This window comes from Pseudomonas sp. UMAB-08 (genome assembly GCF_900095225.1).
Taxonomy (GTDB): domain Bacteria; phylum Pseudomonadota; class Gammaproteobacteria; order Pseudomonadales; family Pseudomonadaceae; genus Aquipseudomonas.
On the sequence record NZ_LT607417.1, the window covers coordinates 88,646 to 113,028 of the forward strand.

Consider the following 24,383-nt stretch of genomic DNA (forward strand, 5'->3'; position numbering starts at 1 on the left):
GTCTCCTGTTGTTTTTCTATTCGCTATCGGGGGTAGGCGCCGTTATCCACTGCAACGATTTTCCCGGTCAGGTGCCTGCTCTTTTCCGATAGCAAAAAAACGATCACATCGGCCACGCCAGCGGGAGTGATCGGGTCTTTAATCACCTCTTGGCGCTCGTACTCTTCTCGTCGGTAATCGGGAATCATGGCGTGAATTGCGGTCTCGCGAACCAGGGCCGGCGAGACGGCATTCACCCGGATGTAAGGGGCGAAGTTCCAGGCGTTGGCTTTGGTCAAGCCAATCACCCCTGCTTTGGTGGCGCCGTACAACGCATCACAACTGCCGACCTCTCCCGCCACCGAGGTGATATTGACGATGCTGCGAAATGCTTTGGATTCCATTTCCCCTTCTGCAAAGTCTTTGGACAGGTACACCAGGGCTTTAAGGTTAACGGTCCAGATTTCGTCGATTTCTTTATCGGTATAGCGATAAACACTTTTGCCGTGATAAACACCGGCGTTATTGACCAGTGCGTACAGCGAGTCGTGTTTCTCATACAGCCCAGGAATGAACGACTTGATTGTGGAAAAATCGGAAAAATCCGCGAACTGAATCTCCAACTGTTCACACCCGACTTCCGCGGCCAGGCATTCAAGCCCGACGCGGTCCTTGTCTGCGGCAATCACATAGAACCCTTCGGTAATGCATGCCTTGACCGTCGCTTTGCCAATGCCGTTGGCGGCACCGGTGATCACTACCTTTTTCATCAGGATTACCTCAGTGGGTGAACTGATTCATGCGTTCATAAAAGGGCCGGTGATAGTCGTAATAAGCCATTAATCGAGGGATACGTTTTAGCGCGTCAGCATCAAAGGCCGAGGCCAGGGTTGCGGTTATCCCCGTGCTGTTTTCCGCGTCTTCATGCCAGCGCCTCCACGGTAGCCATTGCGGCGGGCAGGCCTTATTCCAGTTAAGGGCCTGAGGCAAATACTCGATCTTCAGGTGCTCGCATAACCGGCGCACTGTCGCCTCGGGGTTGCGGGCCAAGTCATCGGCATTGATAACGTAGGGGATTTTTCCGGTGAGTCTGGTCACCTCACAGAACACTTCATAAAGGGCTTTATGCCCAATGGCACTGAGGGGCATCTCGGGAAAAATAGCGAAATGCGAAAGGATGGAACGACCCGGCTCACGAATAATGAATATGTTCTCTTGCTCGATCAAAAACTCCCGGTCTGCCTTGAGCTCGCTGAGGCAGTGGTAGCACATGTCCTTATGGAGGACACGGAAGAAATCTATGGTTTCTTCATATAAATCAGTTAATTAGATACGAAATGACCGATTATAATCCGGCATTTTTGATGTCTTTCTCGCTCAATAAAATCAATTACTTACGGTTGCGTTTTGGGGAAGACTTTCCAGCAGAGAATCCAATCCCCGGCGTCCTGCCGGCCGAACACAACCCCCTCACCTTTATACCGCCACCGCCTCATGCGTCACAGAAAGCCGCCCCGTCCAATAGGCCCTGTCGTTATCTGGCATCAGCTCAAAGGCCAGATCCTCAACCTTCATGCCTCCAGAGCAGGCCTTGTACCGACTGCCACCACCAACCCGCAGACCGGCATACATCAGGCCGGCGCGGCGCTTATCGGCATCCATGGCCAGCAGCATTTCGAAGAACAAGGCATCGCAGACTTCACGGGGTACTTCATTCTGGCAATACAGGAGGTCGTGAATGACGCCGCAGGCCCGATCTTCGATGCCCATCAGCAGCGGCGTGACAATCCATGGAGTCGATGCCAGATCAGTCACAAACCACTTGGGTGCGGTGTAAATGGTGCCGTCGATGGACTGATACCGGAAGTCGGTCATCAGTACCCATTCCCCTTTGGCGTAGGCGCGTAAGATCAGCGGGTCGAGGAATTGACCTTTAGTCATGAGCGACCACCTCGTCGGCGCAGGTAATGGCGACCGAGTTCGGCGCAATGGTGGCATTGACCAGAATGCGATTGGCATATCGCGCAGGGTTAGGGATCGCGCAGTAAGCATCCACGGCTGAACTGGTGGCGGACACGACGGTGCAACCGGATAGAGTGAGCAGGCAGGCGATCAGGATTAGCTTCATGCCAGTGCCCTCCGCACGCCTTCAGCAACAACAGCCGGCGCGTAAGGCATGCTGCCGTTCTCATGCTTGATAATCGCCGTCACGACACCCAGCAAAATGCGCCTGTCCCGAATATCGATCTGCTCGTTTGACAGTACACCGGCCGCGACGGAAACGGCCTTGATGTACGCCTCGGTCTCGTTCTCCACGGAGGGCGCCCAGCGATTGATCGTCTCGCGCACGGTGTCGATGCCCTTAAGGCCGATACCGGGCATACCGTCCTTGCCGCGATAGTTGATAAGTAACTTGGCCAGAGCGCGAATGCCGTTCTCAGGCGAATCGAAACGAGCGAAGCGCTTCTCTATGGCTGGATCTGACGGTAATTGGCCCTGCCAGTCATTGCGTGGGTTGTAATCTATGTTTCCTGGGTTGTTGTTGCGAAGTCCGCGTGCGGTCATGCTTTTCTCCAGACGAAAAAAAGCCCGCGCTTGGCGGGCTATTCGAATTGCGAGTTATGATTCGGGGATCAACTATAGGAAAACACGTATGAAGCTATGGATTGCAGGCTGTGCCATCGCAGTACTTTCGGGTTGCGGCACGGTTAAAACTTTGAATGACGAGAGAGGCGCTGCCGATGATCTGGCGCGCTGGCAATCGAACTGTAATTCAATACCCCACGCTTACAGCGGCGCGGCCTACCAGTTCTGTAATTTGAACAGCCCCCAGCGATCCGGGGCCCACTGGTCTGCACCGACAATCGGCCTGGACCTTATTATCTCCGGCATTGCCGATACCATCGTCCTCCCATACACGGGCTACCTGCAGTACCAGAAAGGGGATATCCCAGTTCGTCGGAAGCAATATTGAGTCAGGAACCAGCCGCTCCACTTGCCTTTTTCAGACGAAGGAACCCCCGAACTTATCGGGATTTTGGTGTAATTTCAGACGAAAAAATCCGATCGAAGCGGCCGGGGTAGCTGAAATTTGTAGTCGATAGAAGTCAGGTTGGCGGACAGAGGTTCCGCTGATAGGATTCGGCTACGTTCTCCATGCGTTAAGGGATGCAGGGGAAAATAGAAGCCCTGACGATTGCGAACCGTCGGGGTTTTGCTTTTGAGCTTCCCCCTGTTAGGCTTCGCGCCACGTTCTCTCAGCTAATCCCTATCAGAGAAAACAGAAGCCCTGGCGATCACAGTCCGCCGGGGCTTCGTCCTTTCAGTCTCCATACGAAAAAAACCGCTCAAAGCGGCGGATCGTAGATAAACGACTCTGTAGTTGTCGAGAAAATCAAAAAGGAAACTGCGGTTCCAATTATTACAGTTTTCTCACAGAGCTTCCGTTTTAGAAGCTTTTTAGTATTGCTGGTCATATCGGCACCAATATTTTGGTATAAACTTAATTCTCTCATCTATCCCAATCGATCATAAAAATGAATACCCCTTCAGTAGCTGATATTTCGGCTCTAAGGTGTTACGACAAGGCCGTCGATGATGTCACCTACAAGGTTCCACGCGGGATCGCTCGCGACTCGAGAAGCCGCGCATGGATTAGCCGTGTCATAAAGGATAAGCGGTTGGTGGTGTACGCCAGGTTTACAGATAACCGATTTGAAGGCACTCAACGGGCACTGGATGCGGCCATAATCCATCTTATACACAGCGGATACGCCCAGCTTAGCGACGAAGTGCTGACACTGAGCAGCAGAGCAGCTATACACTGGCGAAAGAGAAGCGGTATCGGGTTGTGCGCTGTAGCTTATGTCACAAGCGCAGGAAGTGGTCGTGGTGAGACTTTCTTTCTTTCTACTTACAGGCGCGTGTCCAGCGGCCAAGGCATGGACAAACTTCATGAAAAAATGCTTACCGTTATGTACCACGCCTATCAGATAGAGCATGACTGCACCGACATCCCTCGACTGGCGCTGAATGAGATGCAGTTGAAACTTGATCAGTTATGGCGCAGCCCTGAATTTTATTCCTTTCTAGAAGCGGGTAGGCGCAAAGCTGATAAAATCGCGATGGCCGAGTATATAAATCAAGCTTAAGTAAGTTTTTGCTTATAGATCAAACTGGCAATTCTAATACCGGAAGCTCACTCAGTAACGCTTCTACCGTCGGCTGCTCACGCCCACCGGCCAGTACCAGGGCCAGCTGCTCATAGGCATAGGCCCAGACCAGCGAACGCCACGCGCGGAAGGCAATGCCGTCTTTCTGGAACTTCGGCACCGCTGGCTCGTTGGCATAGCTCACCGCTGTGGCAATGCTGTCGTAACGGGCTGCGACTGCGGCGGCGTCGAGCTTGGCCTGCACGGCTAGTTCGTAGGTCTTAGAGATTTCATCAGCAGTTCGGGCGTGTGGCGCGGGTTTTGGCACCACCGACCACCGCCCCGTCCACAGTGCAAATTCACCCAGGCCGAGAACGGGGGGATCTGAAAGCACCCAGCCGATTGGGGCGCCTTGATTTTCATCGATTGGAACTACTGCGCCCGTCCAATACCCATTCACATCAAGCTGGTAAATATTCACAGGATCGCCTTCGCTTTGATATATGGTTTAAGTTGTACCATTGGGTATGCCGTGGTGATATTAGCCTGCGGTGTACTCCCGTTAACAGCCGCAGGTAATGGGACTTGAAATTGCGTAACGGGGTCAAACGGATATCCATCTCGGTAAATATTTACAAATGGGGTGGTATCAGAAACGAGTGCAATAAAATTCCCCATGTAGGATACCCCGCTTTGGTAGAAAGCCACCCCAAAACCTGAGCCAGGCAGAGTTAGTGGGTCTGACATTTTTAAAAATACGTCGCCAGAACGCTTATAGGTATTAATGCCGGGAGCGGTCAGCGTCCCAACTACCATATAAACTCCATCGGCACTGAAAGCAACGCTATAGCCTGCCCCGCTTGGCAAGGTTACAGGGTCAGTCAACTTTGTAAACACATCTCCTGAGCGCTTATAGGTCGTAACAAATGGCGTATTATCATACACAACAGTCATATAAGCGCCATCGGCACTAAAAGCAACACCGTATGCTCTGCTGCTTGCACCTGGTAGATTTGCAGGGTTAGCAAGCTTTGTAAACACATCGCCCGCCCGTTTGTAGATCGTAACGAATGGGGAAGCAATATGCACAACGGACATATAAATTCCATCAGTACTAAAAGCAACCCCAGCTCCTATACCTGTCGGTAGAGTTGTTGGGTTAGTAAGCTTTGTAAACACGTCTCCTGAGCGCTTATAGATCGTAACGAAGGGGGTAATGTCGTGCGCAACAGTCATGTATACACCATCAGTACTAAAAGCAACCCCAGTTCCTATACCTGTCGGTAGAGTTGTTGGGTTAGTAAGTTTTGTAAACACGTCTCCTGAGCGCTTATAGATCGTAACGAAAGGGGTAATGTCGTGCGCAACAGTCATGTATACGCCGTCGGCGCTGAAAGCAACTCCCCGGCCCGCTCCGGTCGGTAGAGTTGAGGGGTCAGCCAACTTAGTCAATACATCGCCGGAGCGCTTATAGATGAGAATAAACGGTGATGCGGTCTGCGCGACCGCCAGGTATACGCCGTCGGCACTGAAAGCTGTCCCCCGGCAAGCTCCTGTCGGCTGGATTGCGGGAGATGCCAGCTTGGTAACAGGTTCTGTTTTAACTACACCAATTACTGCGAACAACTCAGGCCACGCTGACTGTAAATAGGCTGAACCATCCGCAGGAATATACGTGGCGTCAGGCGTTCTGACCGTTACCAATGTATCGCCGACAGACTGCCCGATAGCAGCCATCGCCGTTGCTTGTGCAATTGATACTGGCTTGTTTGCGTCACTGGTGTTGTCCGCATTACTCAGCCCGATATCGCCCTTGCTCAGAACGACGACGCCGGTCTTTGAGTTAACGCTGGTCACGGGTCCACTTGAGATAGAGGCGGCCGAAGCTGCTGCCGCAGCAGCACTGGACGCAGCTTCAGCCGCTTTGGTCGTGGCGTTTGTGGCCTGGGTAGAGGCTGTCGTTGCACTGGATGCTGCTGCGGTTGCTTTAGTCGTGGCGTTTGTGGCTTGCGTAGCTGCGGTAGACGCGCTGGTCGCCGCCTCAGCCGCCTTGGTCGTCGCCGTACCGGCCTGTGTAGTCGCTGTTGCGGCTTTTGTGGTCGCAGTGGCTTCGCTTGCAGCAGCGGCTACCTTCGATGAATCTGCCGCCGCAGCGCTGGAAGCTACCGACGAGATAACGGCGTTCATCTCAACCGAGAACGTCGGCAACTGCGTTCCGAAGAACATATCGGTGTCGGTTTTAAACGTAGCTGCCGTGCGGTCAAGCACAGGCAATGGAGTGACTGACATTAGATAAGGCCCTCGATTTCTAGCGAGCAAAGGTGATAGGTGAGGTATGGGATTTCGATATGGAAGCTGCTAAAAAATCCATAAATCAGGAGCGGCTCATAGCCAGCCTCTTCGGTCCCGATATACACGCATGGCGTAGCCCTGAGCGCAGCCAGGGTGCGATATATCCGGTTAAAGCTGCCGAGCGTGGTCATCATGGTGAAGCTGCCTTTCTTGCTGTAGCCAAGGCGCCTTTTAAAATATTGGCAGCGGATTCAGCGCTCTTGCCGACACGGTCAAACGCAGAATCTACCTTGCCCAACTGGTCATCAATTCGCCCGGTAGCTTTGGTGACTGATGCATCGGCCTTGTCCATTTCTTGGCGAAGCTGTGCCGTTGTTGCCTCAATACGGATCAGCATCCCCTGGACGTCTTGACCTGCCATATGCTTTTCTCCAGGCGTAAAAAAACCGCTCAAGGCGGCCGTTATCGAATATTTTGTCAGCTATTTAGTGGTGTTCGTGCCACAAAGCCGAGCCTGTACGAATGCACAGTGGCATCTGGCCGGCCGTGATAGTAGCTTGACTCTCAAAGCAAACTATCTATGGAAGCAGAATGAAGCACACCTACCTTTTTATCCTTGGAGAAGACCATCAGGTCGCCAGCATTGAGTCGGACGGCCCGCTGCCGCACTTGAAGATCGGTGTGCACCTTGACCTTGACTCGGACGACTATCGAGGTACGCCAGGCACTCATCTTGAAATCGAGGATATCTCTGTCGTCCTTCATGAGATCGGCGGAAAGATTGTGCGCAATGATGTATGTCTTCATTGCGCAGAGAGGCCTGGGCTCGCTCATTGACCTAAATGGAAAACCCAACGCAGGACCGGATTTCCATCCCATGACCTACTTTGGATATCGTTCAAAGGACGTTCAATCCATTTTCCTGCTCATCGCCGCCACCCTGAACCCCATTCGTGCCTCTTTAGCGGCGGCCTCTTTCGAGGGTGTTGGAGTGGGTGAGCCGTTCGGATTGGTCATTTGGAGAAAATGCACCTTGGCATCCCAAGCCATCAGAATTTCAGGCACGGGGGTCTCCCATGCTTCGCGAGGCGGCCAGCCTAGCCAACCGGTTGCTATGCCAAACACTTCGTCGACATAGCTGCCGTTGCCGGGTCGCGTTACTTTTTTCCCTTTTTCGCAGTCTCTTCCGCAGCCGCTTCAAGGTCTTCGGCAGTTTTTGCGGCAGGGTTCAGCAGCGCGATCAGGAACTGAATCAGCGGCGGCGTGACTTCACCAATACCAGCTTCGTAGATTTCCTCTTCCAGCGCCTCAACCTCTTTGGGTTTCAGCATCAGACCGGCCCCAGCGGCAATGACGGCAGCCGCTGCACCCAGTTGCAGCTTCTGCACTTCTTGCAATGCGGGGGCGATACCACCGAAGCGCTGCTCGATGCGTTTTACGGCCTTGAGGGTGAAAGCCAGGGAGTAGATTTCAGCACCTACGGTTACGTCGGTGGCGCCGTGATTAGTCTTGGACATGGGTATCTCTCTTGATCAAATAGGGGTTATGCCGACACCGTAGAATTACGGTATCGGTGGAACTGGGGCAAGTTACGGAGCGACGGGCACTTCGTAGATTTCGGAGTTGATGCCAAGGGTCACGGTGCGCTTGACTACGCCCTCGACACTGATGCCGGTCTTCTTGTTGCTCATGACCTTGGCCGCGAAGTAATCCACCAGGCCGTCGACGTACTCGACTTTGATCGGGTAGTCGTATTGCGAGCGATCCTGAAACGCCGCCACCAGTGCAAGCTGGCCAGCATCACCCGCATCGAAGCCGATCGACAGCTCGACCGAGCCAGCATCGGCCAGGCCTTTCAAGTGAGTGGCACGACCCGAAGCCAGCGCGGAGAAGGTCACGTCGTTGATCGTGTCGCCGTAATCTCCGATGCTTTCCATTTCCCCGATCTCGATATAGGTCAGGGCAGACAGCAGAGTGATGGCCGCCGCAGAGGTCGCGGGAAGCTTGGCGGCGAGGCGCACGCCGATTGAGATTCGCGTGTTGGCGCCGGTATTAATACCCATGGGTAGTCCTCCTTAGGACAGGTGATAAAGCCGCAACGCGGCGGTGGCTCAGTTGGAATTAGTGTTGAGTGATGATCTGGAGCGTGACGCTGCCCATGTAGGTGACGCCGTCCGGTTCGCGGTTGGTGCTGGTGCGCAGGACGCGAACCGAGACGGCTCGGCCGGCGCTCAACGGCAGCGCGATCTCGTCCAGGGCGGACGCTATCTCACTGTTGATCCGCTTCACTTCGGCTTGCCCTTGGTAATCGGACCAGACCGACAGGTAAAACAGACGGTTTTCGCGTTTCTTGCCGGAGATCGGCGATGCGTTATCCGAAACCTCATAGTCGAGAGTGACATACGGATATGCCGTACCCATCGGCACCGCATCAAACACCGGCACCGTCAGGCTGGCCGAGAGTTTTTGAAACAGCGCCGCCTGTAATGCCAAGCTTGGGTCGCTCATGTAGCCTCCGCCGCCTTTTTCAGCGTACTGGCAATCGCCCTGCTGATGATCAGTCGGATATCGTCCCGGTGTAGGTCGATTGACGGACGAAGCCAGGGGTGCGCAGGGCGAGCAGCAACCGTGCTATCGCCCCGGACATACTGCTTGGTGCCGTATTCGACAAACCGGGTGTAGAAGAGATGCCGGTTGTCCTTCTTGCCGCGAATACCGATCTGCGCATCGAGTCCGCTTTTCGAGACAAAGGCCTCAAGCGATTCCTCGGCGTCACCAGTATCGCGCGGCATCAGTTCCTTCTGTGTCGCCAGCACCAGGTTGGCAGCCTCGACCATGGCTGGCCGCAAATCGCTTTCCATTTGATTGCCGATCCGGCGCAGCAGACCGCGTAACTTGAAGTTGCCTTGCATGCTGGAGCGTCGCGCCATGATCAAGCCTCCTGAGCTTTAACGAGAGAGCACAGCAGCCGAAGCATGGAATGCGCGTTATCGGGCAGCGCAGCTTCGATAAAGTAGCGCGTTGTTCCATCGACAATGCGTAGCCCCGCTACTAAATCCGTAGCAGGCCGGACCCGAATCTCGGCAGTGACCAAGGCGGTGATCTGCTGCGCGACGACTGACGTTCTACCGGTGGGCACGGTGATTTCTGCCCAGACCTTGCGCAGCTCAGCCCAGCCTTGCTTGTAGCCGCCCATTCCGTCTGGAATGCGCGCTTGCTGCTGGACGGAGCAGCGGTGTCGCAGTGGTCCGGCTCTCATCAGAAACGCTTCCTTGTCCAGAGGAGTGCGGCGACCCCCATCGGTAATTGACTGGCGGATACCCCGGTCACGACCTCCTCTCGGTTCGCGTACCAGTGGCCCACCAGCAGCAAGACAGCCTGCTCAACATCAGGAGTCAGACCCATCTCCTCAGGTCCAACCGGTGCTGTATCGACGAGAGTACGGTCGCAATGCATGGCCACATGAGCCTTGGCGGCCTCGACGTAACCCGAAATGACCACGTCCTCTTCACTACCATCAACCCGTAGGTGCAGTTTTACGCGGTCAAGATCGAGCATTTATTTGGTCTCGGTCGCTTTGGCTTGCTTGTTGGACGCAGGCTTGACTGCCTCTACCAGCCCCTTGCCGATCAAGGCATGTGCCAGCTCTTCATCCTCGACATCGAGAATAGCGCCAGCCTGGATGCGGCCACTTTCGGTTTTGAGCTTTGCAGGATCGCCTTCAAAGCCCCAGAGCACTTTCAGTTCCATGGTTCTCTCCAAATGAAAATGGGGCCATGAGGCCCCAAGGGATGGATCATTCAGCGGGTCGAGTGGATCACTCGGCCAGCGCGAAGCGGCCTTTAACGAAGGCGTACTTCTTACGAACCGCCAGACCCAAACGCTCTTCCACCAGGATCGCGCGTTGGTTCTTGATGAAGTCGTCGTTGATCATGCCGACCTTGATGGTGAAGCCCATGCGATCATAGATCCGCGCACCCTGCTGGAACGAACCAGTCAGGAATTCGCCGCCAGTGGTCGAACCGTCGCCTTCGTCCATGCTGTCGGATGCAACGACAGGACGACCCCAGAGAACCGGAGTGACCAAACCCTGCAGGTTGGCGAACAGGTAGCGGTTCTCGCCATCCTTCTGCAGCTCGATGTTCATCCAGTCGAGGTCGGACATGACGATGGCATCAGCAGGCAGCTTGGACTGCTTGCGCGCCTGGTAGATCGCTCGACGGATCGTGTCGATTGCCGTGTCGCTCGCCTTGGTCAGGTTCGCATCGAACACGGTGGCCTGAGTCATGATGCCGTTCAGGTTGTTACCGGTGCCGTCACCCTTCAACAGCTGACCTTCGCGCTTCAGCTCAGTTCCTCACCGAGGCCCAACAAGCTCAAGTGCTGGACAAATTCCCCAAGATCCGCGACGGCGACGTTGAGGACATCGGGAAGATGGGGCTGCTGCAGGGCGGGCCGAAGATTGTCCCGGCTGGCATGACGCAGAAAGACAGCCAGTTCATCGAATCACAGCAGTTCCAAGAGGAGGCGCTGGCGGGTATCTGGGGCGTACCGCTCTACCTGGCCAACCGCGCTGGCAAGACCTCGATCATGGGCTCGAACCTGGAGCAGCAAACCAGCGGGTTCATAACCTTCGGCCTCAGCCCGTACATCAAGGCGATTGAGGACGAGATCAACGACAAGCTATTTGGCGGCACGACTCAGTTCGTCGAGTTCGTGGTGGAGGGCATTTTGCGCGCCGACAGCGCAGGCCGCGCCACTTACTACGGCAGCGCCCTTGGCGGGTCAGGCGGCTCTGGGTGGATGACCATCAACGAGGTTCGCCGCAAAGAAAACCTTCCTCCGCTGTCTGGCGAAGAATACGACCGGGTCACCCGGTGGGAGATGCAGACCAATGCTAAGCAAACTTGAAGTCCCCTTCGAAGTTAAGGCCGTCGATGACGCCGGTAACTTTGAAGGCTATGCCGCAGTGTTCAACAACATCGACCTGGGTGACGACGTGATCCTTCCGGGCGCGTTCACCAAGGTGAAAACCACTCGGGCGGGCCGCTTGAAGTTGGCACTGTTCCACGATCTGACCCGGCTGGTCGGTTCGGCTGAGTTCTCCCAGGACGATCACGGCCTGTTCATCAAGGGCAAGGTCAACCTCGCGGTGAGCTATGCGCGCGATGCGTACGAGCTGATGAAGGACGGCACACTCGACAGCATGTCCATTGGCTTCAACACGCTGGTGGCCACCTATGAAGAGCGGGCCGGCCGGAGCGTGCGGATCATCAAGCAGGCTGAGCTCTGGGAAGCCTCGCTGGTGCCGTTCGGCATGAATCCCGAAGCGCAAGTCACCGACGTGAAGTCGGACATCAGAATTTTTGAGAATGCCCTGCGTGAACGCATGGGGCTTTCACAGAAGGAGGCGGCCGCAGTCGCCTCGCTCGGCTATCCAGCGTTCCACCGTGATGGTGGTGACGCGGCCACGGCGACCGTGGAAGAGCTGAAAAAACTATCAATCACCTTTGACCAAATTTTTGGAGTGTCGCCATGACCGATCCAGTTAAAGAAGTAAAAGATTCCCTTGAAGCCAAGCTGAAGGAAGGTTTCGGCGGGCTGCAACTGAAGTATGACGCCGTTGCTGACGAGCTACAGAAGGGCAACACCGTCACAGCTTCCATGAAGGCGCAGATCGAAAACCAAAAGGGCGAGATCGAGCGCGTCATCGAGCAGGTGCAAAAGCTCGAAGAGAAAGGTGTCAAGTTGCGAACTGCTGGCGGTGAGAAGAAAAGTTTCATCGACTTCGTTAAGGGCAACGAGAAGTACCAGGCGCTGACCCAAAAAAATCAGTCTTCGGCTGAGATCGAGGTTAGTAAGTCCGACATGGCCAGCATGGCCGAAACCAAGGTCACCAGTTCTGGCTTGGTCGCGCCGCAGTATGATCCGGTGATCCAAGGCGCGCCGCGCCAGAACCTGCTGATTCGCGACTTGATCCCCACCACTCCGGTGACCGGCCAGGCGTTCACTTATTTCCGCGAACTGCTGCACACCCTGGGTGCTGGGATGGTGCCAGAAGGCGGGGCCAAGCCAACCAGCAACGTGACCTTTGAACAGGTGACCGACACGATCAAGAAGATCGCCGTATGGATGCCGGTGACCGATGAAGCGCTGGACGATGTGCCCCAGCTCTACAGCTACATTCAAGAGCTGCTGCGCTACGACCTAGATCGTAGATAACGTAGCCGCCGGTAAAGCCGCCTTTGCGCATGAAGCGCGATGACCAGCTCTGCGCAGCCTTGGCCAGCCCCATTGCCTCTTTTTGAAACTCGACCGGGGATAATCCGTTGATACCGTCAGCGCTGAATATCTTGAAGTGCAGCATGAACTCTGGGGATACAGGGAATCGCTGCCCTTTCAAGGTCACCCAGTAAATAAGCTCGTCGTCAGTGTTTACTTCCACCGCATCGGCACTCAGCGGAATGAAGCCGATGAATTCCCCGGCATCATTGCGCTCGATCAACGCGAACGCGTTCCCTCGAAGCGCCATGTTGACAATGATCGCCTTGATGAAGTTGAGCATTGTCATGTACGGGTTGGGCTTGGCGAGTAGTCGCACTGCCCTGCTGGTGCCCTTCGCGAGCACTCGACCCGTGGGCAGATCGTCGTATAGCTTCAGCGGAAGACCCGAGACCGTTTCGCTGAGTATCTTGATGCACGACCAGACAATCGGGATGGCCATCGCCTTCTTCGGAGTTATTACCTCGCCGGAGCGCGTCTCTCCTCCGAGGTCGGTATTCACCTCGATGTACTGGCCTGTTTTTGGATCGTTAAAGCCGAAGAAGCTCCAGCTCATCGGGTTGTACCAGCGAGAAGCCATAGTGAGCCTATAGAAGTCCGGAAAATCCGTGTTGGAGGTAGTGGGCGATATCGCCCTTGCTGTCTTCTTCCGCCTCTCCGCTGCTCGCGGCTGAAACGGCCATGGCCAAGGCAACCATGCCGTCAATACGGCCGGTTGCCTTGGACTTGGTAAATTTGCGCCCGCCAGCCGGGTCGGTGACCGTTACGGCGTTGGCTGAACACATCGTCAGTACCGGATGCATACCGTGACGAAGCTTTTTCGCCAGCAGCATCGATTCAAATTCGCGCAGCGCGGGTGACATGCTCTGGAAGCCCTGCCCGAACTCATGGAACCGGCTCAGCTCTTCCTCTGAAAATCCCGCCCTGATCAAGCAAGGCTTGAGAAAGCGCATGTTGTAGCGGTCAAAGTTGATGACCTGAACGTCGCATCGATCGAAGACTGTCCGGAGGTACTCGGCGACAAAGTCATACTCAATCGCTCGGCCCGGGCAGGTTTCTAGAAATCCATCCCGTGCCCACTGGTCATACGGAACCCGGTCATTTCTGGATTTCTCCGTCAACCCATCCTCCGGTAGCCAGAAAGTCGATTCGACGTCGCCGTCATCGCTCACCAGCTCCAGCGCGGTCAAGTCACTCACCGCCGAGAGATCGAGACCGCCATAAACTCTCCGGCCATCGAGAGATTGAGGTTTGGCGCCGTTTTCAGACCAGATCGTCCTGTTCACAAACGGGCTACGCGCCTCGACGCGCTGATTCAGGATCAAGTTTCGGTAAGCGGGCTCGCGACTCGGCAGGCGCTTGGCGTCTGAGGCCTGCCGACGAACCTCCTCCTTGTTCATGAAGTCGTCAAAATGCGGGTTATTCGCCAAAGTCAGGGATAAGGCCGCTGCAGCTTATGGAATTCCACTGAGCGACCATCCGCCAAGTTTTCACGAAATGCGATCCCTCTCAGCCCGCCTTCATGCGGCTGAAGGGCGCGATCCTCAAAAGCTGCTTGGCCACAAAAGCGCGGCGATGACTGATCTCTACCGCGATAGTCGCGGCACTGAGTGGATCGACGTTGCTTAGTTTGCCACGGCAGTTTTGCTGATATATTGGGGAGGTTTTGGGGATGGTTTTAATTCCTTTTAAATCAACATCTTATAGATAGAACATGTCCTTATGGAAGACGTGGCTGCGCTCGCGTGCCGAACGCAATAGCGCTTTGATCGCGACGTAGGTTGTGGGCAGCCCGCAATCGAGGTTGTCCGAAGGGATCGCGGAGTGGTCATCGAAAGCCATGTGCGCAAAGGGTTCGTGAAACACTTCAAAATCCCTGCGTTCGATAAACACACGCTCCAGCACAGTCGAGCGTGATCGAGGGTGAGCCCAGAGCGCGATCATTTTGTTCATGCTGGCGCTCGCAACAAAACAGCCTGATTGACGGTCTGTCCGGGCCGAGACACGGCGCCAATGAAAGGCATGCTCATCGGTACCGCCTGGCTCGCCCCCTGGATGAAGTCTGACAGCCGCTGATGTGCCAAAACGGCTTCAGCGTGGGCACAGATAAATGCCGGGTGCCGGGCAAAATCGCGGGCAGCGATAGACTCTTCAAAACGAGCGTCGCGAAAATAAGGGATCTTCATCAACTTATGGAGAACCGCACGAGGGACGCGCGAAGCCGAAGGTTGTACCGAACAACCGATGCTTTCGCGCTGCACCAGAAACTCAATAATTTCCGGCGTTAGCGTGTAGCAGGTTTCGCGCTCCCCGGTTTTTTCAAGGTGCCAGCAACGGCTGAGCTCGCCGGGCATACGGTCAACCTTGATGCTGGAGATCAAGAGTCGGGCCGGGCTATTGGACCGCAACAAAAGGGCCTGAATAGCGTGATAAATCGCTATCTCTGCCCAGCGCTTATCCACAGGCGTCAGCTCAATCCCGCGCTCACGGGCTTGCGTGCCCAAGAGCGACTCGGCGCCAAATCGGCCGATCATGAATGTAATCACGTAGCGCGCGCCGCTCACGTCCGTGCCGTTGTGCAAAGCAGCTGCCCGCCCCAGGCGAATGGCCCTCATGCAGGCAGCAAACTGCGAAACGGTGAAACAAAACGTATTGTTGATTGAGCACCCTTGCGCGACCAGTTGCTCGATGGCGTCATAACCGGCCTGGCTACCCGGCACCTTGATCATTACATTGGGAGCGATTTTCGTCAGCGCCAGCCCTTGTTGAACCATGCGCTCGGCGCAATGAATATCATTGACATCGACCTGGGTCGAGAGCCAACCCTGGCGGTGCCGGGTTTGTTGCCACAGCGGGTTCAACAGGGAAGCACCTTGGGTGATCAACTCGGTATAGAGTCTTTCCTGAACGTGCGCGGCGCTGAGTGTCTGACTCAGTGCCTGAATGCGCGGCACCCACCTTGACGATTCGTCGAGAATGGCGGCGGTGACCAGCCGGGGATTAGTGGTCGCGCCACTGACCCCCGATGGACTGTCGGCAAACTGCTCAGGTAACAATTCATTGATGTAACCGCTCACCGTCGGATAGCGGTGTAATAACTGTTGTTTGAAGGCCGCGTAGCCTGTCGGCGAAGCGTCCCACCAGACTTCGGAGTTGGCATTAAAACTTTTTAGAAGGCGAACAAAATCCCGGTCGTCCATGCTAGTGATTCCCTTCGTTATCGAAATAGATTCAAGCCATCAGGCTGCGCAGTTGATTCATGCTGGAAAAGGTCACGGCGCCCGCCTCTTTCAGCTCGGGATGTCGATCGGGAGGGCCGAACCCCAACACCCGTATCCCGGCAGCCACTGCGGCCTGAACACCGGGAATGCTGTCTTCTATGACCAATGCCCGATCAGGATTGACGCCGTTGCTCAGACACGCGGTCTGGAAAACCAGCGGATCAGGCTTCCAGGTGCCCACCTCGTAGCAACTAAAGACCTTGCCTTCAAACCAGGGCCACAAGCGGGTCAGTTTCAAACACTGCTCGACCTTCGAACGCGGCGCGCTCGAGGCCACACACAGGCGAGTATTGAGGCTCGACACCAGATCAATAATGCCTGGGGTGGCCTGCAAATCAGTTGTATAGCGACTTAAGGCCTGCTTCCTCAGCACGGCTTCAAAATTGAGTGGCAGCAGGGTCGAATACTCATCCTGAAGTTCATCAAGACACGTATTGATCTTGCGTCCTCTAAAGCGCCGGATGCAGTCGTTGATCTCCAGCAGAGGCCGCACTGGACGTTTATCGCGCAGGTGGGCATTGAACAAATGTGCCAATACGCTGAGGGTGATTTCTTCGCTCTGAACCAACACGCCGTCGCAATCAAAAATGATCAGGTCGGGCAGGTTTTCAAGACATGAGGCTTCAATGATGCGAGGTTTTGAAGTGACGTCTTGAGCATAACCGTTGGTGCGCATGCCCCATCCCCCCTGTTGACCTTCAGCCGATGTGGCATTTCAGAAATACAGATTGGATCCATTACAGAGGCCTGTCAAAGCTGTTTTAATGGCTTATTAATCACTAATAGATATTAAAATTATATTTTAATATCTATTAGTGATTAATTTTTGCTAAGCCACTGATATACGTGATTATTTATGCTGGGGCACAAAGCCATCAATTACCCATATGAATAGTGTTGATATAACAAAGCACTCGTTCGACTATGTTTTATATCCCCATACACGGTCTTAATGCCCAAAGTCATTCATATACGAAATGACCCACGACCGTCTGCGTAGGTAGCCAGCCAGATCGCGTCGGTCAGAAGTTCAGCGTGGCACGAGCAACCAGCTGGCGAGGTTCGCCAATGACGATGGCGGGCGAACCGAGACCACTGCTGGACACGTAGTAGCGTTCGTCGAACACGTTTTTCAGGTTGAGCTGCAGCGTCAGGTCACGGTCTTCAATCTTCATTTTGTAGCTGACAAACGCATCGGCTACGGTCGAAGACGGCAAGTAATACTCGACGCCAGCGCCATCGTTCACCCTCCAGCGGCTGGCGTAACGTGCGCCCGCTCCTGCACGCAAGTCGCCCACACCGACATGGCCAAAGTCTCGGGTCAGGTACGCCGCCGCGGTGTGCTTCGACACGCCGTCCAGGGGTGCACCTTCGAGGATTGGGTCTTTAAGCACCTCGGTGTCGGTGTACGCGTAGCTGCCAGTGACGCTCCAGAACTCGTCGAGCTGGCCGGTGATGTCTGCTTCAAGGCCACGGGAACGCACCTCGCCGGAGACCCGGGTGCACATTTCAGCGCCGCAGGCTTCGCTGGTCTGCACGTTCTTCTTGTTGATCGTGAACAGCGCTACCGTGGCGGTGATCGCGTCATTTTCAAATTTGGTGCCGAACTCATAGGCCTTGCCTTCTTCGGGTGGCAAGTCACCAATCGGCGTAGCAATCGAGGTGTTGGGGCGGAACGATTCGGTATAGCTGCCGTACACCGACCAGTCGGGTTGGATCAGGTACACCAGCCCTACGCGTGGCACGACTTTGCTGTCCTTGACGTCGGCACCCACCACAAACGGTCGGCCCTTGCCGGTGATTTCATCGAATGCGTCGTAGCGCAGGCCACCTTGCACAATCCAGCGCTCGCCCAAGTGCATCGAGTCCTGCACGAAGAACGCATGGGTTTGCAGATGGTCGCTCTGGTCGCTGTTTGCTGCACTGACCTTGCTCGGCAGCGGCGCCACGCCATACACCGGGGCGTTGTAATTGAAGTCGGCACTGGCGGTGTTACGCAGCAGGTCACCCAGATCCCGCTGGTTATTCATGTAGTCGGCGCCAATCAATACTTCGTGCAGCGTATCGCCCCAGTACAGCTTGCCCAGGGTATTGACCGTGGCTGTGTGGGCCACCTGCACCGCATCGCGGGTCGCATCGGCGCGCCGGGTCACCAGACCGGTGTCGTCATTCGCCGACATGAACCGCGATTGATTGTCGTTGTAATAGTTGCGGCTGTAGCCATAACCAGTGTTGAGCGTCCAGCTGTCGTTCAGGCGATGCTCCATACGCAGGTCCACCGAATCCGAACGCCCAGTGGTGACGTTGAAGGGCTCGTCCAGGCGGCGAGTGCGCGGGATGTCGAGCACCTTGCCGGTTTTCGGATTGATCTGCGTGCCTCGGTCGAATGGCACCGAATATTCCATGTGTTCGTAGGCGACAGAAACCTTGGTGTCCTCGCCATACCAGGCCAGCGAAGGCGCAATCACTGTCTGGTCGATGCTGCCAAAATTGCGCCAGTAATCGACGTTCTGTTTGTCGGCGATCAACCGGTAGGCCAGACCGCTAGCACCCAGCGGCCCGGTGAGATCAATCTGCTCGCCTCCGCCGCCAAAGCTGGAGCCGAATGCAGAGATCGAGTGAGCGGCTTCCAGCTGTGGCTTTTTGGTCACCACGTTGATGATCCCACCGGGGTCCTGCACGCCATACAACATCGACGCAGGGCCTTTCAACACTTCGATGCGCTCGGTGGTGGGCGTAAAATTACGCGCCTGCACTGACTGCATGCCGTCACGCATGATCGAGTTGTCACGGTTGGTACCGAAACCGCGTTTCTGGATCGCGTCCTGAGTGCCGCCCAGGGTGTTGCCCTGTTTGACCCCGCTCACCGCATTGATCGCCTCGTCCAGACTCGCCGGTTGGCGGTCTTCGATGACCCGGTTGGTGACCACGTTCACCGATTGCGGGACCTCCACCAGACGCGCATCGGTGCGGGTCGCGACCGTGGCGCGCCGTGCCTGATAGCTTGTGCGGCTGCGCTCAAGCTCCTCGGCGTCGAGCGATTGAGCCTTAGCATCGATGTTGACGGCCTCAAGCTGCATCTCCTCGGCAAAGGCCATCGGCGCACTCAAGGCGCACAGCGTGGCCGCCGCCGTGTACAGATTGCGCAGTCGATACGACAGAGGCGCAACCGCTGTCGGCACGGGCACATAAAAACCGGCTTGATGCTTTGTCATGGATAAACCTGAGCTCTCGAATAGTGTTTTCGCTTACATGGAAACGAATCTTATTCTCACTATCGGATTGCTGAAACGTTTTATCTCACCGACGTTCAAAATATTTTTTTGATGACCACATTAACGCGAGTCATGCCCCTCCGGGAGCTATGACTCAATTTCCATGTCCAGCACTGCGGCCCCCAGCGCCTTCCCATGGGCATCCAGTGCCAGGGACCGGGTCACGCCGCCGCGCAGGATGCCGGGCAGGACGAAGTTCAGGGCATGGACATTCGGCAACTCATAGCGCCGAACGGGGCCTGCCACCGGGTCGAGCAACTCAGCGAACCAGGTCGTGACGCGCTCGACAGTCAGCGTCTGGCACAGGTGCGGGTAGTCTTCGGCGCGGTAGGCGATGACCGAAATGTTCGAGGTGTCGCCTTTGTCGCCCGTGCGGGAATGGGCCAGCTCACGCAGTTTGACGGTACTCATGGGGCATCCTCCAGGTGAACGTGTGGGGTGACTGCATCACGCGGCAGGTACAGCGACGCGACCGCCACCACCTGACGCAGGCTTTTGCTGGCCCCGCCACCGCCGTAAGGGCCGTTGGTGTACAGGGTTTCCACCTCATTGCCGACCCGCACCGCTTCGGCCCGATCAGCACAGCGCGCGGCCACCCGCAAACGCACTTCCCACGGTTCGCTGCTCGTGCGTGAACCCAGACCGGCCCCGTGCAGCGCATCGACGCCAATCAGCTCGGCGCGTACTTCGTCGTAGCGCACGCCGGTCAGTTTCAGCCGCTCCAGCACGACCTCACGAGCAAGCCGTGCACGTGCCAGTGCACCGGGGCCGCCGTACGCGATCTGCCCTTCGCCGATCCAGCCATCGAGGTAACCCACCGACACCTTCAAGGTTTCAGGCCGTGGATGCCCGTCTGCCCCCGCAACACGCACCCGGTCGACACCGTCGGCGCTGAAGCTGACCGCAGAAAAATCGGCACTGACATCCGGCGTCAGGTACGCCGCTGGGTCGTGCACTTCATAGATCAGTTGTTCGGTGCAGGTGGCGGTGTCGATGCGTCCGCCCGAGCCCGACACTTTGCTGATCACCGCCTGCCCGAGCGCATCCACCTCGGCCAGCGGGAAGCCCAGCCGAGCCAGATCGGGAACATCCTTGTAGCCGGGATCGGCAAAGTACCCGCCGCTGATCTGCCCGGCGCATTCGAGCAGATGGCCGACCAATGTGCCACGCCCCAACAAGGCCCAATCATCTTCAGCCCAACCAAACTCGAACAACTGCGGTGCGAGGAACAACGATGGGTCGGCCACCCTGCCAGTGATCACCACATCCGCGTCGGCCTGCAGCGCTTCGACGATGCCTGCCGCGCCCAGATAAGCATTGGCCGAGATCAGTCTTTCGCCCAGCGAGCCCAGGCTTGTGCCGTTATCGAGTAGCAAGGAGGGATCGGCCAGCAACGCATCGAGCACATCATCGCCGGTCAGGGCGGCGACTTTCAGGCTGTTCAACCCCAGCTCCGCAGCGATCCGCCGTACCTCGCGAACGGCGGCCAGCGGGTTGGCGGCACCCATGTTGGTAATCACACGCAAGCGGCGGCGATTGCCATTAATGCCCCGACCGACAAAAGGCAGCACCCGGCGCATACGCTCGCTCAGCAAGGGGTCGTAACCCGCCTCGGGATCCGCCAGGCGGGCCTGTTGTGCCAGGGCAATGGTGCGTTCGGCCAGGCATTCAAAGACCAGATAGTCCAGATCGCCCTGCTCGGCCAGTTCCACGGCCGGCTCAATGCGGTCGCCCGAATAACCGGCGCCAGAGCCTATGCGTAAAGTTTTCATGTCAGAAGACTCCCAGGAGCAATGCGGTCAGGGTCATCAACACCGACGCGGCGAACATAAAGGGGATGGTGAAACGTTGATGGTCGGCCAACTCGATCTTGCACAGGCCGACCAACAGAAAGGTCGCTGGCGTCAGCGGGCTGACCGGGAACCCGGTGGTGTGTACGCCGAGCAACGAAGCCTGAGCCACCTGCAGCGGGTTGACGCCCAGCGCCTTGCCGACTTCAGCGATCACCGGCATCACACCGAAATAGAACGAGTCTGGATCGAACAGCAGGCTCAACGGCATGGACAGAAAACCCACTACCGCCGGGATCAAATGACCGTGGCCAGCCGGGATCTGCGCCACCGCCACTTCAGCCATCGCTTTGAGCATGCCACTGCCCTGCATGATTCCGGTGAACACCCCGGCGGCCAGGAGGATGCTGGCCATGGTCAAGGCCGTTTTGGCGTGCGCATCGACGCGCGCCCGCTGGGCATCGACGTTCGGGTAGTTGATGCACAGCGCCAATACGGTACCGAGCATGAACATCACCACCGGGTCGACCCAACCAGCAATCATCACCCCCATTACCAATACGGTCAGCAGCAGATTGAGCCAGAACAGTCGCGGCCGACGCAGCTCTTCCTCTTCCATGCTGAGGGTACGCTGGGGAACCACATCGACCGTGGCACCAGCGCCTAGACCCAGCCGACGCTCTTCGCGGCGACCAAGCAGCCAGGCGCAGGTGAAGACGAATATCAGGCCCACGATCTGCACCGGAATCAGAGGTTGAAACAGGTCCGACACCGGCACATGCAACGCAGCTGAGGAGCGCAGCACCGGGCCGGTCCAGGGCAGGAAGTTGACCCCGGCCGCCATCGCAGTGACGCACGCAAGGATGCGCCGATCCATGCCGAGCCGATTATAGAGCGGGAGCATGGCCGGGATGGTCACCAGAAAAGTGACCGCCCCCGAGCCATCCAGATGCACCAACAACGCCAGTAACGCGGTGCCGGTCACGATCCGTGTCGGTCGCGTCCCTACCGTGTGCAGGATCCGATCAATGATGGGGTCAAGCATCCCGGCGTCTGTCATCACCCCAAAGAACAAAATGGCGAACACGAACATGCCCACCACCGGGGCAACGTTCTTGATGCCGGTAATGATGAAGGCGCTGGTTTCCAGGCCGAAGCCACCAATCAATGCAGCAATGATCGGCAACGCAATAAGTGCAACCAGTGGCGAAAGGCGTTTGCTCATTACAGCGGTGAGCAGACAGAGGATGGTGATAACACCGAGCGTTGCGAGCATGGGCAGGGTCCTGTGTGTCATTCCTGACCGCCCGAGGCAGTGGAATGAACCGTTGTTGTTTTCAACGAGTATTGAAAATCGGGGTAATCTTTGTAAATTGAAATGTTCACCGCACCTCGTTCGGAAAAACAGAATGAAGAACTCAATCCAGCACATCCGTGCCTTTCTCGCCGTGGCCCATAGCGGCAGTTTTGCCAAGGCGGCAGTCACCTTGCACCTGTCGCCATCGGCGCTAACCGTGCAGATTCAACAACTCGAAGACTGGCTGGGTGTCACGCTGCTCGAGCGCAGCCCGCGTCAGGTCAGCCTGACGGCGGCCGGGCAAAAGACGTTGGGGCCGATGGAAAAGCTGCTGCTGGACCTGGACAACATTGTTGCCGGCTCGCGGGATTTGGCGGCGCTACGCCGAGGCGTGGTGACCATCGCGGCCCTGCCCTCGATCTGTTCAGGTGCACTGCCTCCCGTACTGAAGCTGTTTCGCGAACAGTTTCCCGGAGTCGAGATACGCCTGCGCGATGTGGTAGCGCAACGTATCGACGCGCTGGTGCGTGATGGCGAAGTCGATTTCGGTTTGGGTGTGCGAGCGCGGATGGGGCACGGCCTGGACTTTGAGGTGGTGATGGTGGATCGGTTGTGCCTGTTTATCCCGGGCGATCATCCGCTGGCATCACGCCAATCAGTGAGGCTCTCGGCGCTGACAGGTCAGCCAATGATCCTTACCGGACGCGACAGCAGCGTGCGCGAACGGGTTGAGCAGCTATTCGCCGAAGAGGGTCTGCACCTGATACCGGGGCTGGAAGCCAATTATATGTCGACAGTGCTGGCCTTGGTCCGCCAAGGGCTGGGGATGACCCTGCTGCCGGAGTCCGCCGACGATGGCCGTGGCGATCTGGTGCGTGTGCCAGTCGATCACCCCGGTGTCAGCCGCGAAATCGGTCTTATCACCCGCGCAGGTCAAAGCCTGAGCCCGGCGCCACAGCGGTTTGTAGAGCTGATGAGGTCGGTGCTGGATCAATCAGACCCACTGCCCCCGACCTGAACCTAACCTGTACGAGCCTGCAAAAAATCCAGAATTTGAAAAAAACGGTGTCCTCCATCGAGAATGAGTATCATTATGTTGCAGATTCTCAAACGCGCCTCAGCCTCCGTTGCGCACCCGGTCACTCGCCCTACCGCTATTATTTTGGTGACACATGCTCGTGCCTTTTTTGATCATGCTGCGCGAAGGAATTGAAGCCGCGCTTATCGTTGGCATCATTGCCAGCTACCTGAAGCAGACCGGCCGCGGGGAGTGGATGCCCGCCGTATGGATCGGCGTTTTTCTCGCGGCAGCCTTGGCGCTGTTGGTCGGGGGCGGCCTGGAGTTGGTCAGCGCTGAGTTCCCGCAAAAACAGCAGGAGTTGTTCGAAGGCGTGATCGGACTGGTGGCCGTAGGCATTCTCAGTTCGATGGTGTTCTGGATGCGCAAGGTCGCACGCTCCATCAAGCACTCATTGCATGCCTCTCTCGACGCCGCACTCGCCACGTCGAAAAATCAGGTCTACGCGCTGATCGCCATGGTGTTCTTTGCCGTCGCCCGTGAAGGGCTGGAGACTGTTTTTTTCCTACTGGCGGTGTTCCAGCAGAGTGAAGGGACGGCAGCCCCGATGGGTGCCCTGCTCGGCCTGATCCTGGCCATCGGCGTGGGATTTGCCATTTACAGCGGCAGCATGCGCCTGAATCTGGGTCTGTTTTTCCGCTGGACCGGCCTGTTCATTCTGGTGGTCGCCGCCGGGATTCTCTCCACCTCGGTGCAAGCGCTGCATGAAGCCGGACTGTGGAATCACCTGCAAACAATCGTGTTCGACATCAGCGCAGCGCTGCCGATGGACGGCCCATTGGGCTCGGTATTGGCCGGCATGTTTGGTTATCAAGATGCGCCGACCGTCAGCACCCTGAGCGTCTATCTGATCTACCTGATCGGCGCGCTGGTGTTGTTCTTCCTCCCAGCGCCGGGGGCTCAATCGGCCAAACCCGCGCATCGCCAATCATCTTCCGCTACGAACGAATAAGGGCAC

Annotated in this window: 29 protein-coding genes and 6 pseudogenes; 8 read left to right on the forward strand and 27 right to left on the reverse strand. The window is 56.6% G+C overall.

Annotation, left to right across the window (positions count from 1 at the left end; genetic code table 11):
* Positions 1 to 23: 23 nt before the first annotated feature.
* From K0F75_RS08340 to K0F75_RS08360, 5 genes are all read right to left on the reverse strand, one after another.
* Positions 24 to 749 (reverse strand): SDR family NAD(P)-dependent oxidoreductase, encoded by a 726-nt coding sequence (locus K0F75_RS08340; protein WP_219061406.1) that lies wholly within the window; start codon positions 747 to 749, stop codon positions 24 to 26.
* A gap of 10 nt (positions 750 to 759) precedes the next feature.
* A complete protein-coding gene (locus K0F75_RS08345) occupies positions 760 to 1,206 on the reverse strand; it encodes a sulfotransferase (RefSeq protein WP_219061407.1) in 447 nt (148 codons plus the stop codon).
* Positions 1,207 to 1,455: 249 nt separating this feature from the next.
* On the reverse strand, positions 1,456 to 1,920 hold the full coding sequence (locus K0F75_RS08350; RefSeq protein ID WP_219061408.1) for a DUF1353 domain-containing protein: 465 nt from the start codon (positions 1,918 to 1,920) through the stop codon (positions 1,456 to 1,458).
* Positions 1,913 to 2,107, reverse strand: coding sequence for a hypothetical protein (locus tag K0F75_RS08355; RefSeq protein WP_219061409.1), 195 nt, complete (start codon positions 2,105 to 2,107; stop codon positions 1,913 to 1,915). Before K0F75_RS08355 ends, K0F75_RS08350 begins: the two co-directional genes overlap by 8 nt.
* The gene (locus K0F75_RS08360) at positions 2,104 to 2,544 is read right to left on the reverse strand and encodes a structural protein P5 (protein ID WP_219061410.1); all 441 of its coding nucleotides are present in this window, start codon (positions 2,542 to 2,544) and stop codon (positions 2,104 to 2,106) included. Before K0F75_RS08360 ends, K0F75_RS08355 begins: the two co-directional genes overlap by 4 nt.
* 88 nt (positions 2,545 to 2,632) lie before the next feature.
* Between K0F75_RS08360 and K0F75_RS08365 the strand changes: the two genes are divergently transcribed.
* Both K0F75_RS08365 and K0F75_RS08370 read left to right on the forward strand, forming a co-directional pair.
* Complete coding sequence (locus K0F75_RS08365) at positions 2,633 to 2,953, forward strand: YceK/YidQ family lipoprotein (protein ID WP_219061411.1); 321 nt, start codon at positions 2,633 to 2,635, stop codon at positions 2,951 to 2,953.
* A 562-nt stretch (positions 2,954 to 3,515) separates the two neighbouring features.
* On the forward strand, positions 3,516 to 4,130 hold the full coding sequence (locus tag K0F75_RS08370) for a hypothetical protein (protein WP_219061412.1): 615 nt from the start codon (positions 3,516 to 3,518) through the stop codon (positions 4,128 to 4,130).
* A 19-nt stretch (positions 4,131 to 4,149) separates the two neighbouring features.
* On the opposite strand, the gene K0F75_RS08375 is transcribed toward K0F75_RS08370, so the two are convergent.
* The 13 genes and pseudogenes from K0F75_RS08375 to K0F75_RS08435 all read right to left on the reverse strand — a co-directional run.
* On the reverse strand, positions 4,150 to 4,611 hold the full coding sequence (locus K0F75_RS08375) for a hypothetical protein (RefSeq protein ID WP_219061413.1): 462 nt from the start codon (positions 4,609 to 4,611) through the stop codon (positions 4,150 to 4,152).
* Positions 4,608 to 6,419 carry a WD40 repeat domain-containing protein gene (locus K0F75_RS08380; protein ID WP_219061414.1) on the reverse strand — a complete coding sequence of 604 codons (1,812 nt, stop codon included), beginning with the start codon at positions 6,417 to 6,419 and terminating at the stop codon, positions 4,608 to 4,610. The genes K0F75_RS08375 and K0F75_RS08380 overlap by 4 nt, the downstream gene beginning before the upstream one ends.
* A 193-nt stretch (positions 6,420 to 6,612) precedes the next feature.
* Entirely contained in the window at positions 6,613 to 6,843 is a 231-nt protein-coding gene (locus K0F75_RS08385; protein WP_219061415.1) for a hypothetical protein, read from the reverse strand.
* A 143-nt stretch (positions 6,844 to 6,986) separates the two neighbouring features.
* Positions 6,987 to 7,229 carry a hypothetical protein gene (locus tag K0F75_RS08390; RefSeq protein ID WP_219061416.1) on the reverse strand — a complete coding sequence of 81 codons (243 nt, stop codon included), beginning with the start codon at positions 7,227 to 7,229 and terminating at the stop codon, positions 6,987 to 6,989.
* A gap of 102 nt (positions 7,230 to 7,331) precedes the next feature.
* Positions 7,332 to 7,487, reverse strand: a complete 156-nt coding sequence (locus tag K0F75_RS08395; protein ID WP_219061417.1) for a hypothetical protein — start codon at positions 7,485 to 7,487, stop codon at positions 7,332 to 7,334.
* Positions 7,488 to 7,579: 92 nt separating this feature from the next.
* The gene (locus K0F75_RS08400) at positions 7,580 to 7,939 is read right to left on the reverse strand and encodes a hypothetical protein (protein WP_219061418.1); all 360 of its coding nucleotides are present in this window, start codon (positions 7,937 to 7,939) and stop codon (positions 7,580 to 7,582) included.
* Positions 7,940 to 8,011: 72 nt separating this feature from the next.
* Positions 8,012 to 8,485 carry a phage tail tube protein gene (locus tag K0F75_RS08405; RefSeq protein ID WP_219061419.1) on the reverse strand — a complete coding sequence of 158 codons (474 nt, stop codon included), beginning with the start codon at positions 8,483 to 8,485 and terminating at the stop codon, positions 8,012 to 8,014.
* Positions 8,486 to 8,543: 58 nt separating this feature from the next.
* Positions 8,544 to 8,930 (reverse strand): DUF3168 domain-containing protein, encoded by a 387-nt coding sequence (locus K0F75_RS08410; RefSeq protein WP_219061420.1) that lies wholly within the window; start codon positions 8,928 to 8,930, stop codon positions 8,544 to 8,546.
* Entirely contained in the window at positions 8,927 to 9,352 is a 426-nt protein-coding gene (locus tag K0F75_RS08415) for an HK97 gp10 family phage protein (protein WP_219061421.1), read from the reverse strand. The genes K0F75_RS08410 and K0F75_RS08415 overlap by 4 nt, the downstream gene beginning before the upstream one ends.
* A gap of 2 nt (positions 9,353 to 9,354) precedes the next feature.
* Positions 9,355 to 9,681, reverse strand: coding sequence for a head-tail adaptor protein (locus tag K0F75_RS08420; RefSeq protein WP_219061422.1), 327 nt, complete (start codon positions 9,679 to 9,681; stop codon positions 9,355 to 9,357).
* On the reverse strand, positions 9,681 to 9,980 hold the full coding sequence (locus K0F75_RS08425) for a head-tail connector protein (protein ID WP_219061423.1): 300 nt from the start codon (positions 9,978 to 9,980) through the stop codon (positions 9,681 to 9,683). Before K0F75_RS08425 ends, K0F75_RS08420 begins: the two co-directional genes overlap by 1 nt.
* A complete protein-coding gene (locus K0F75_RS08430) occupies positions 9,981 to 10,172 on the reverse strand; it encodes a hypothetical protein (protein ID WP_219061424.1) in 192 nt (63 codons plus the stop codon).
* Between the two features lie 67 nt (positions 10,173 to 10,239).
* Positions 10,240 to 10,773, reverse strand: a pseudogene (locus tag K0F75_RS08435) (phage major capsid protein); the annotation flags it as partial.
* On the opposite strand from K0F75_RS08435, the pseudogene K0F75_RS08440 reads away from it, so the two are divergent.
* The 3 genes and pseudogenes from K0F75_RS08440 to K0F75_RS08450 all read left to right on the forward strand — a co-directional run.
* A pseudogene (locus tag K0F75_RS08440) lies at positions 10,773 to 11,333 on the forward strand (phage portal protein); the annotation flags it as partial. The pseudogenes K0F75_RS08435 and K0F75_RS08440 overlap by 1 nt on opposite strands.
* Complete coding sequence (locus tag K0F75_RS08445; protein ID WP_219061425.1) at positions 11,317 to 11,961, forward strand: HK97 family phage prohead protease; 645 nt, start codon at positions 11,317 to 11,319, stop codon at positions 11,959 to 11,961. The pseudogene K0F75_RS08440 and the gene K0F75_RS08445, both read left to right, overlap by 17 nt.
* Positions 11,958 to 12,632 (forward strand): annotated as a pseudogene (locus K0F75_RS08450) (phage major capsid protein); the annotation flags it as partial. The gene K0F75_RS08445 and the pseudogene K0F75_RS08450, both read left to right, overlap by 4 nt.
* A gap of 1 nt (position 12,633) precedes the next feature.
* Here the strand turns inward: K0F75_RS08450 and K0F75_RS08455 are convergent.
* Both K0F75_RS08455 and K0F75_RS08460 read right to left on the reverse strand, forming a co-directional pair.
* A pseudogene (locus tag K0F75_RS08455) lies at positions 12,634 to 13,284 on the reverse strand (phage portal protein); the annotation flags it as partial.
* A 7-nt stretch (positions 13,285 to 13,291) separates the two neighbouring features.
* Entirely contained in the window at positions 13,292 to 14,104 is an 813-nt protein-coding gene (locus K0F75_RS08460) for a terminase TerL endonuclease subunit (RefSeq protein WP_219061427.1), read from the reverse strand.
* Positions 14,105 to 14,126: 22 nt separating this feature from the next.
* Here K0F75_RS08460 and K0F75_RS25650 point away from each other — a divergent pair.
* A pseudogene (locus K0F75_RS25650) lies at positions 14,127 to 14,333 on the forward strand (integrase); the annotation flags it as partial.
* A gap of 78 nt (positions 14,334 to 14,411) precedes the next feature.
* Here the strand turns inward: K0F75_RS25650 and K0F75_RS08465 are convergent.
* The 7 genes and pseudogenes from K0F75_RS08465 to K0F75_RS08495 all read right to left on the reverse strand — a co-directional run.
* Positions 14,412 to 14,657, reverse strand: a pseudogene (locus K0F75_RS08465) (sulfotransferase family protein); the annotation flags it as partial.
* Positions 14,654 to 15,904 carry a transaldolase family protein gene (locus K0F75_RS08470; protein WP_219061428.1) on the reverse strand — a complete coding sequence of 417 codons (1,251 nt, stop codon included), beginning with the start codon at positions 15,902 to 15,904 and terminating at the stop codon, positions 14,654 to 14,656. The pseudogene K0F75_RS08465 and the gene K0F75_RS08470, both read right to left, overlap by 4 nt.
* A gap of 31 nt (positions 15,905 to 15,935) precedes the next feature.
* The gene (locus tag K0F75_RS08475) at positions 15,936 to 16,661 is read right to left on the reverse strand and encodes an HAD family phosphatase (RefSeq protein WP_257604285.1); all 726 of its coding nucleotides are present in this window, start codon (positions 16,659 to 16,661) and stop codon (positions 15,936 to 15,938) included.
* 346 nt (positions 16,662 to 17,007) lie between these two features.
* Entirely contained in the window at positions 17,008 to 19,083 is a 2,076-nt protein-coding gene (locus tag K0F75_RS08480; RefSeq protein ID WP_257604292.1) for a TonB-dependent siderophore receptor, read from the reverse strand.
* Between the two features lie 264 nt (positions 19,084 to 19,347).
* Positions 19,348 to 19,671 (reverse strand): hypothetical protein, encoded by a 324-nt coding sequence (locus K0F75_RS08485; protein WP_219061430.1) that lies wholly within the window; start codon positions 19,669 to 19,671, stop codon positions 19,348 to 19,350.
* The gene (locus K0F75_RS08490; RefSeq protein WP_219061431.1) at positions 19,668 to 21,032 is read right to left on the reverse strand and encodes an acyclic terpene utilization AtuA family protein; all 1,365 of its coding nucleotides are present in this window, start codon (positions 21,030 to 21,032) and stop codon (positions 19,668 to 19,670) included. The genes K0F75_RS08485 and K0F75_RS08490 overlap by 4 nt, the downstream gene beginning before the upstream one ends.
* Before the next feature lies 1 nt (position 21,033).
* On the reverse strand, positions 21,034 to 22,326 hold the full coding sequence (locus K0F75_RS08495; RefSeq protein ID WP_219061432.1) for a CitMHS family transporter: 1,293 nt from the start codon (positions 22,324 to 22,326) through the stop codon (positions 21,034 to 21,036).
* Between the two features lie 133 nt (positions 22,327 to 22,459).
* On the opposite strand from K0F75_RS08495, the gene K0F75_RS08500 reads away from it, so the two are divergent.
* A complete protein-coding gene (locus tag K0F75_RS08500; protein ID WP_219061433.1) occupies positions 22,460 to 23,365 on the forward strand; it encodes a LysR family transcriptional regulator in 906 nt (301 codons plus the stop codon).
* 154 nt (positions 23,366 to 23,519) lie between these two features.
* Positions 23,520 to 24,377, forward strand: a complete 858-nt coding sequence (gene efeU / locus K0F75_RS08505; protein ID WP_219061434.1) for an iron uptake transporter permease EfeU — start codon at positions 23,520 to 23,522, stop codon at positions 24,375 to 24,377.
* Positions 24,378 to 24,383 lie beyond the last annotated feature (6 nt).

Coding starts and splice junctions, on each gene's coding strand:
- K0F75_RS08405 (WP_219061419.1), bottom strand. CDS start 8,485: ATGGGTATTAATACCGGCGCCAACACGCGAATCTCAATCGGCGTGCGC.
- K0F75_RS08425 (WP_219061423.1), bottom strand. CDS start 9,980: ATGCTCGATCTTGACCGCGTAAAACTGCACCTACGGGTTGATGGTAGT.
- K0F75_RS08365 (WP_219061411.1), top strand. CDS start 2,633: ATGAAGCTATGGATTGCAGGCTGTGCCATCGCAGTACTTTCGGGTTGC.
- K0F75_RS08460 (WP_219061427.1), bottom strand. CDS start 14,104: ATGAACAAGGAGGAGGTTCGTCGGCAGGCCTCAGACGCCAAGCGCCTG.
- K0F75_RS08485 (WP_219061430.1), bottom strand. CDS start 19,671: ATGAGTACCGTCAAACTGCGTGAGCTGGCCCATTCCCGCACGGGCGAC.
- K0F75_RS08445 (WP_219061425.1), top strand. CDS start 11,317: ATGCTAAGCAAACTTGAAGTCCCCTTCGAAGTTAAGGCCGTCGATGAC.
- K0F75_RS08340 (WP_219061406.1), bottom strand. CDS start 749: ATGAAAAAGGTAGTGATCACCGGTGCCGCCAACGGCATTGGCAAAGCG.
- K0F75_RS08490 (WP_219061431.1), bottom strand. CDS start 21,032: ATGAAAACTTTACGCATAGGCTCTGGCGCCGGTTATTCGGGCGACCGC.
- K0F75_RS08420 (WP_219061422.1), bottom strand. CDS start 9,681: ATGAGAGCCGGACCACTGCGACACCGCTGCTCCGTCCAGCAGCAAGCG.
- efeU (WP_219061434.1), top strand. CDS start 23,520: ATGCTCGTGCCTTTTTTGATCATGCTGCGCGAAGGAATTGAAGCCGCG.
- K0F75_RS08370 (WP_219061412.1), top strand. CDS start 3,516: ATGAATACCCCTTCAGTAGCTGATATTTCGGCTCTAAGGTGTTACGAC.
- K0F75_RS08350 (WP_219061408.1), bottom strand. CDS start 1,920: ATGACTAAAGGTCAATTCCTCGACCCGCTGATCTTACGCGCCTACGCC.
- K0F75_RS08355 (WP_219061409.1), bottom strand. CDS start 2,107: ATGAAGCTAATCCTGATCGCCTGCCTGCTCACTCTATCCGGTTGCACC.
- K0F75_RS08385 (WP_219061415.1), bottom strand. CDS start 6,843: ATGGCAGGTCAAGACGTCCAGGGGATGCTGATCCGTATTGAGGCAACA.
- K0F75_RS08415 (WP_219061421.1), bottom strand. CDS start 9,352: ATGGCGCGACGCTCCAGCATGCAAGGCAACTTCAAGTTACGCGGTCTG.
- K0F75_RS08480 (WP_257604292.1), bottom strand. CDS start 19,083: ATGGCCTTTGCCGAGGAGATGCAGCTTGAGGCCGTCAACATCGATGCT.
- K0F75_RS08500 (WP_219061433.1), top strand. CDS start 22,460: ATGAAGAACTCAATCCAGCACATCCGTGCCTTTCTCGCCGTGGCCCAT.
- K0F75_RS08400 (WP_219061418.1), bottom strand. CDS start 7,939: ATGTCCAAGACTAATCACGGCGCCACCGACGTAACCGTAGGTGCTGAA.
- K0F75_RS08430 (WP_219061424.1), bottom strand. CDS start 10,172: ATGGAACTGAAAGTGCTCTGGGGCTTTGAAGGCGATCCTGCAAAGCTC.
- K0F75_RS08380 (WP_219061414.1), bottom strand. CDS start 6,419: ATGTCAGTCACTCCATTGCCTGTGCTTGACCGCACGGCAGCTACGTTT.
- K0F75_RS08390 (WP_219061416.1), bottom strand. CDS start 7,229: ATGAAGACATACATCATTGCGCACAATCTTTCCGCCGATCTCATGAAG.
- K0F75_RS08360 (WP_219061410.1), bottom strand. CDS start 2,544: ATGACCGCACGCGGACTTCGCAACAACAACCCAGGAAACATAGATTAC.
- K0F75_RS08410 (WP_219061420.1), bottom strand. CDS start 8,930: ATGAGCGACCCAAGCTTGGCATTACAGGCGGCGCTGTTTCAAAAACTC.
- K0F75_RS08475 (WP_257604285.1), bottom strand. CDS start 16,661: ATGCGCACCAACGGTTATGCTCAAGACGTCACTTCAAAACCTCGCATC.
- K0F75_RS08495 (WP_219061432.1), bottom strand. CDS start 22,326: ATGCTCGCAACGCTCGGTGTTATCACCATCCTCTGTCTGCTCACCGCT.
- K0F75_RS08470 (WP_219061428.1), bottom strand. CDS start 15,904: ATGGACGACCGGGATTTTGTTCGCCTTCTAAAAAGTTTTAATGCCAAC.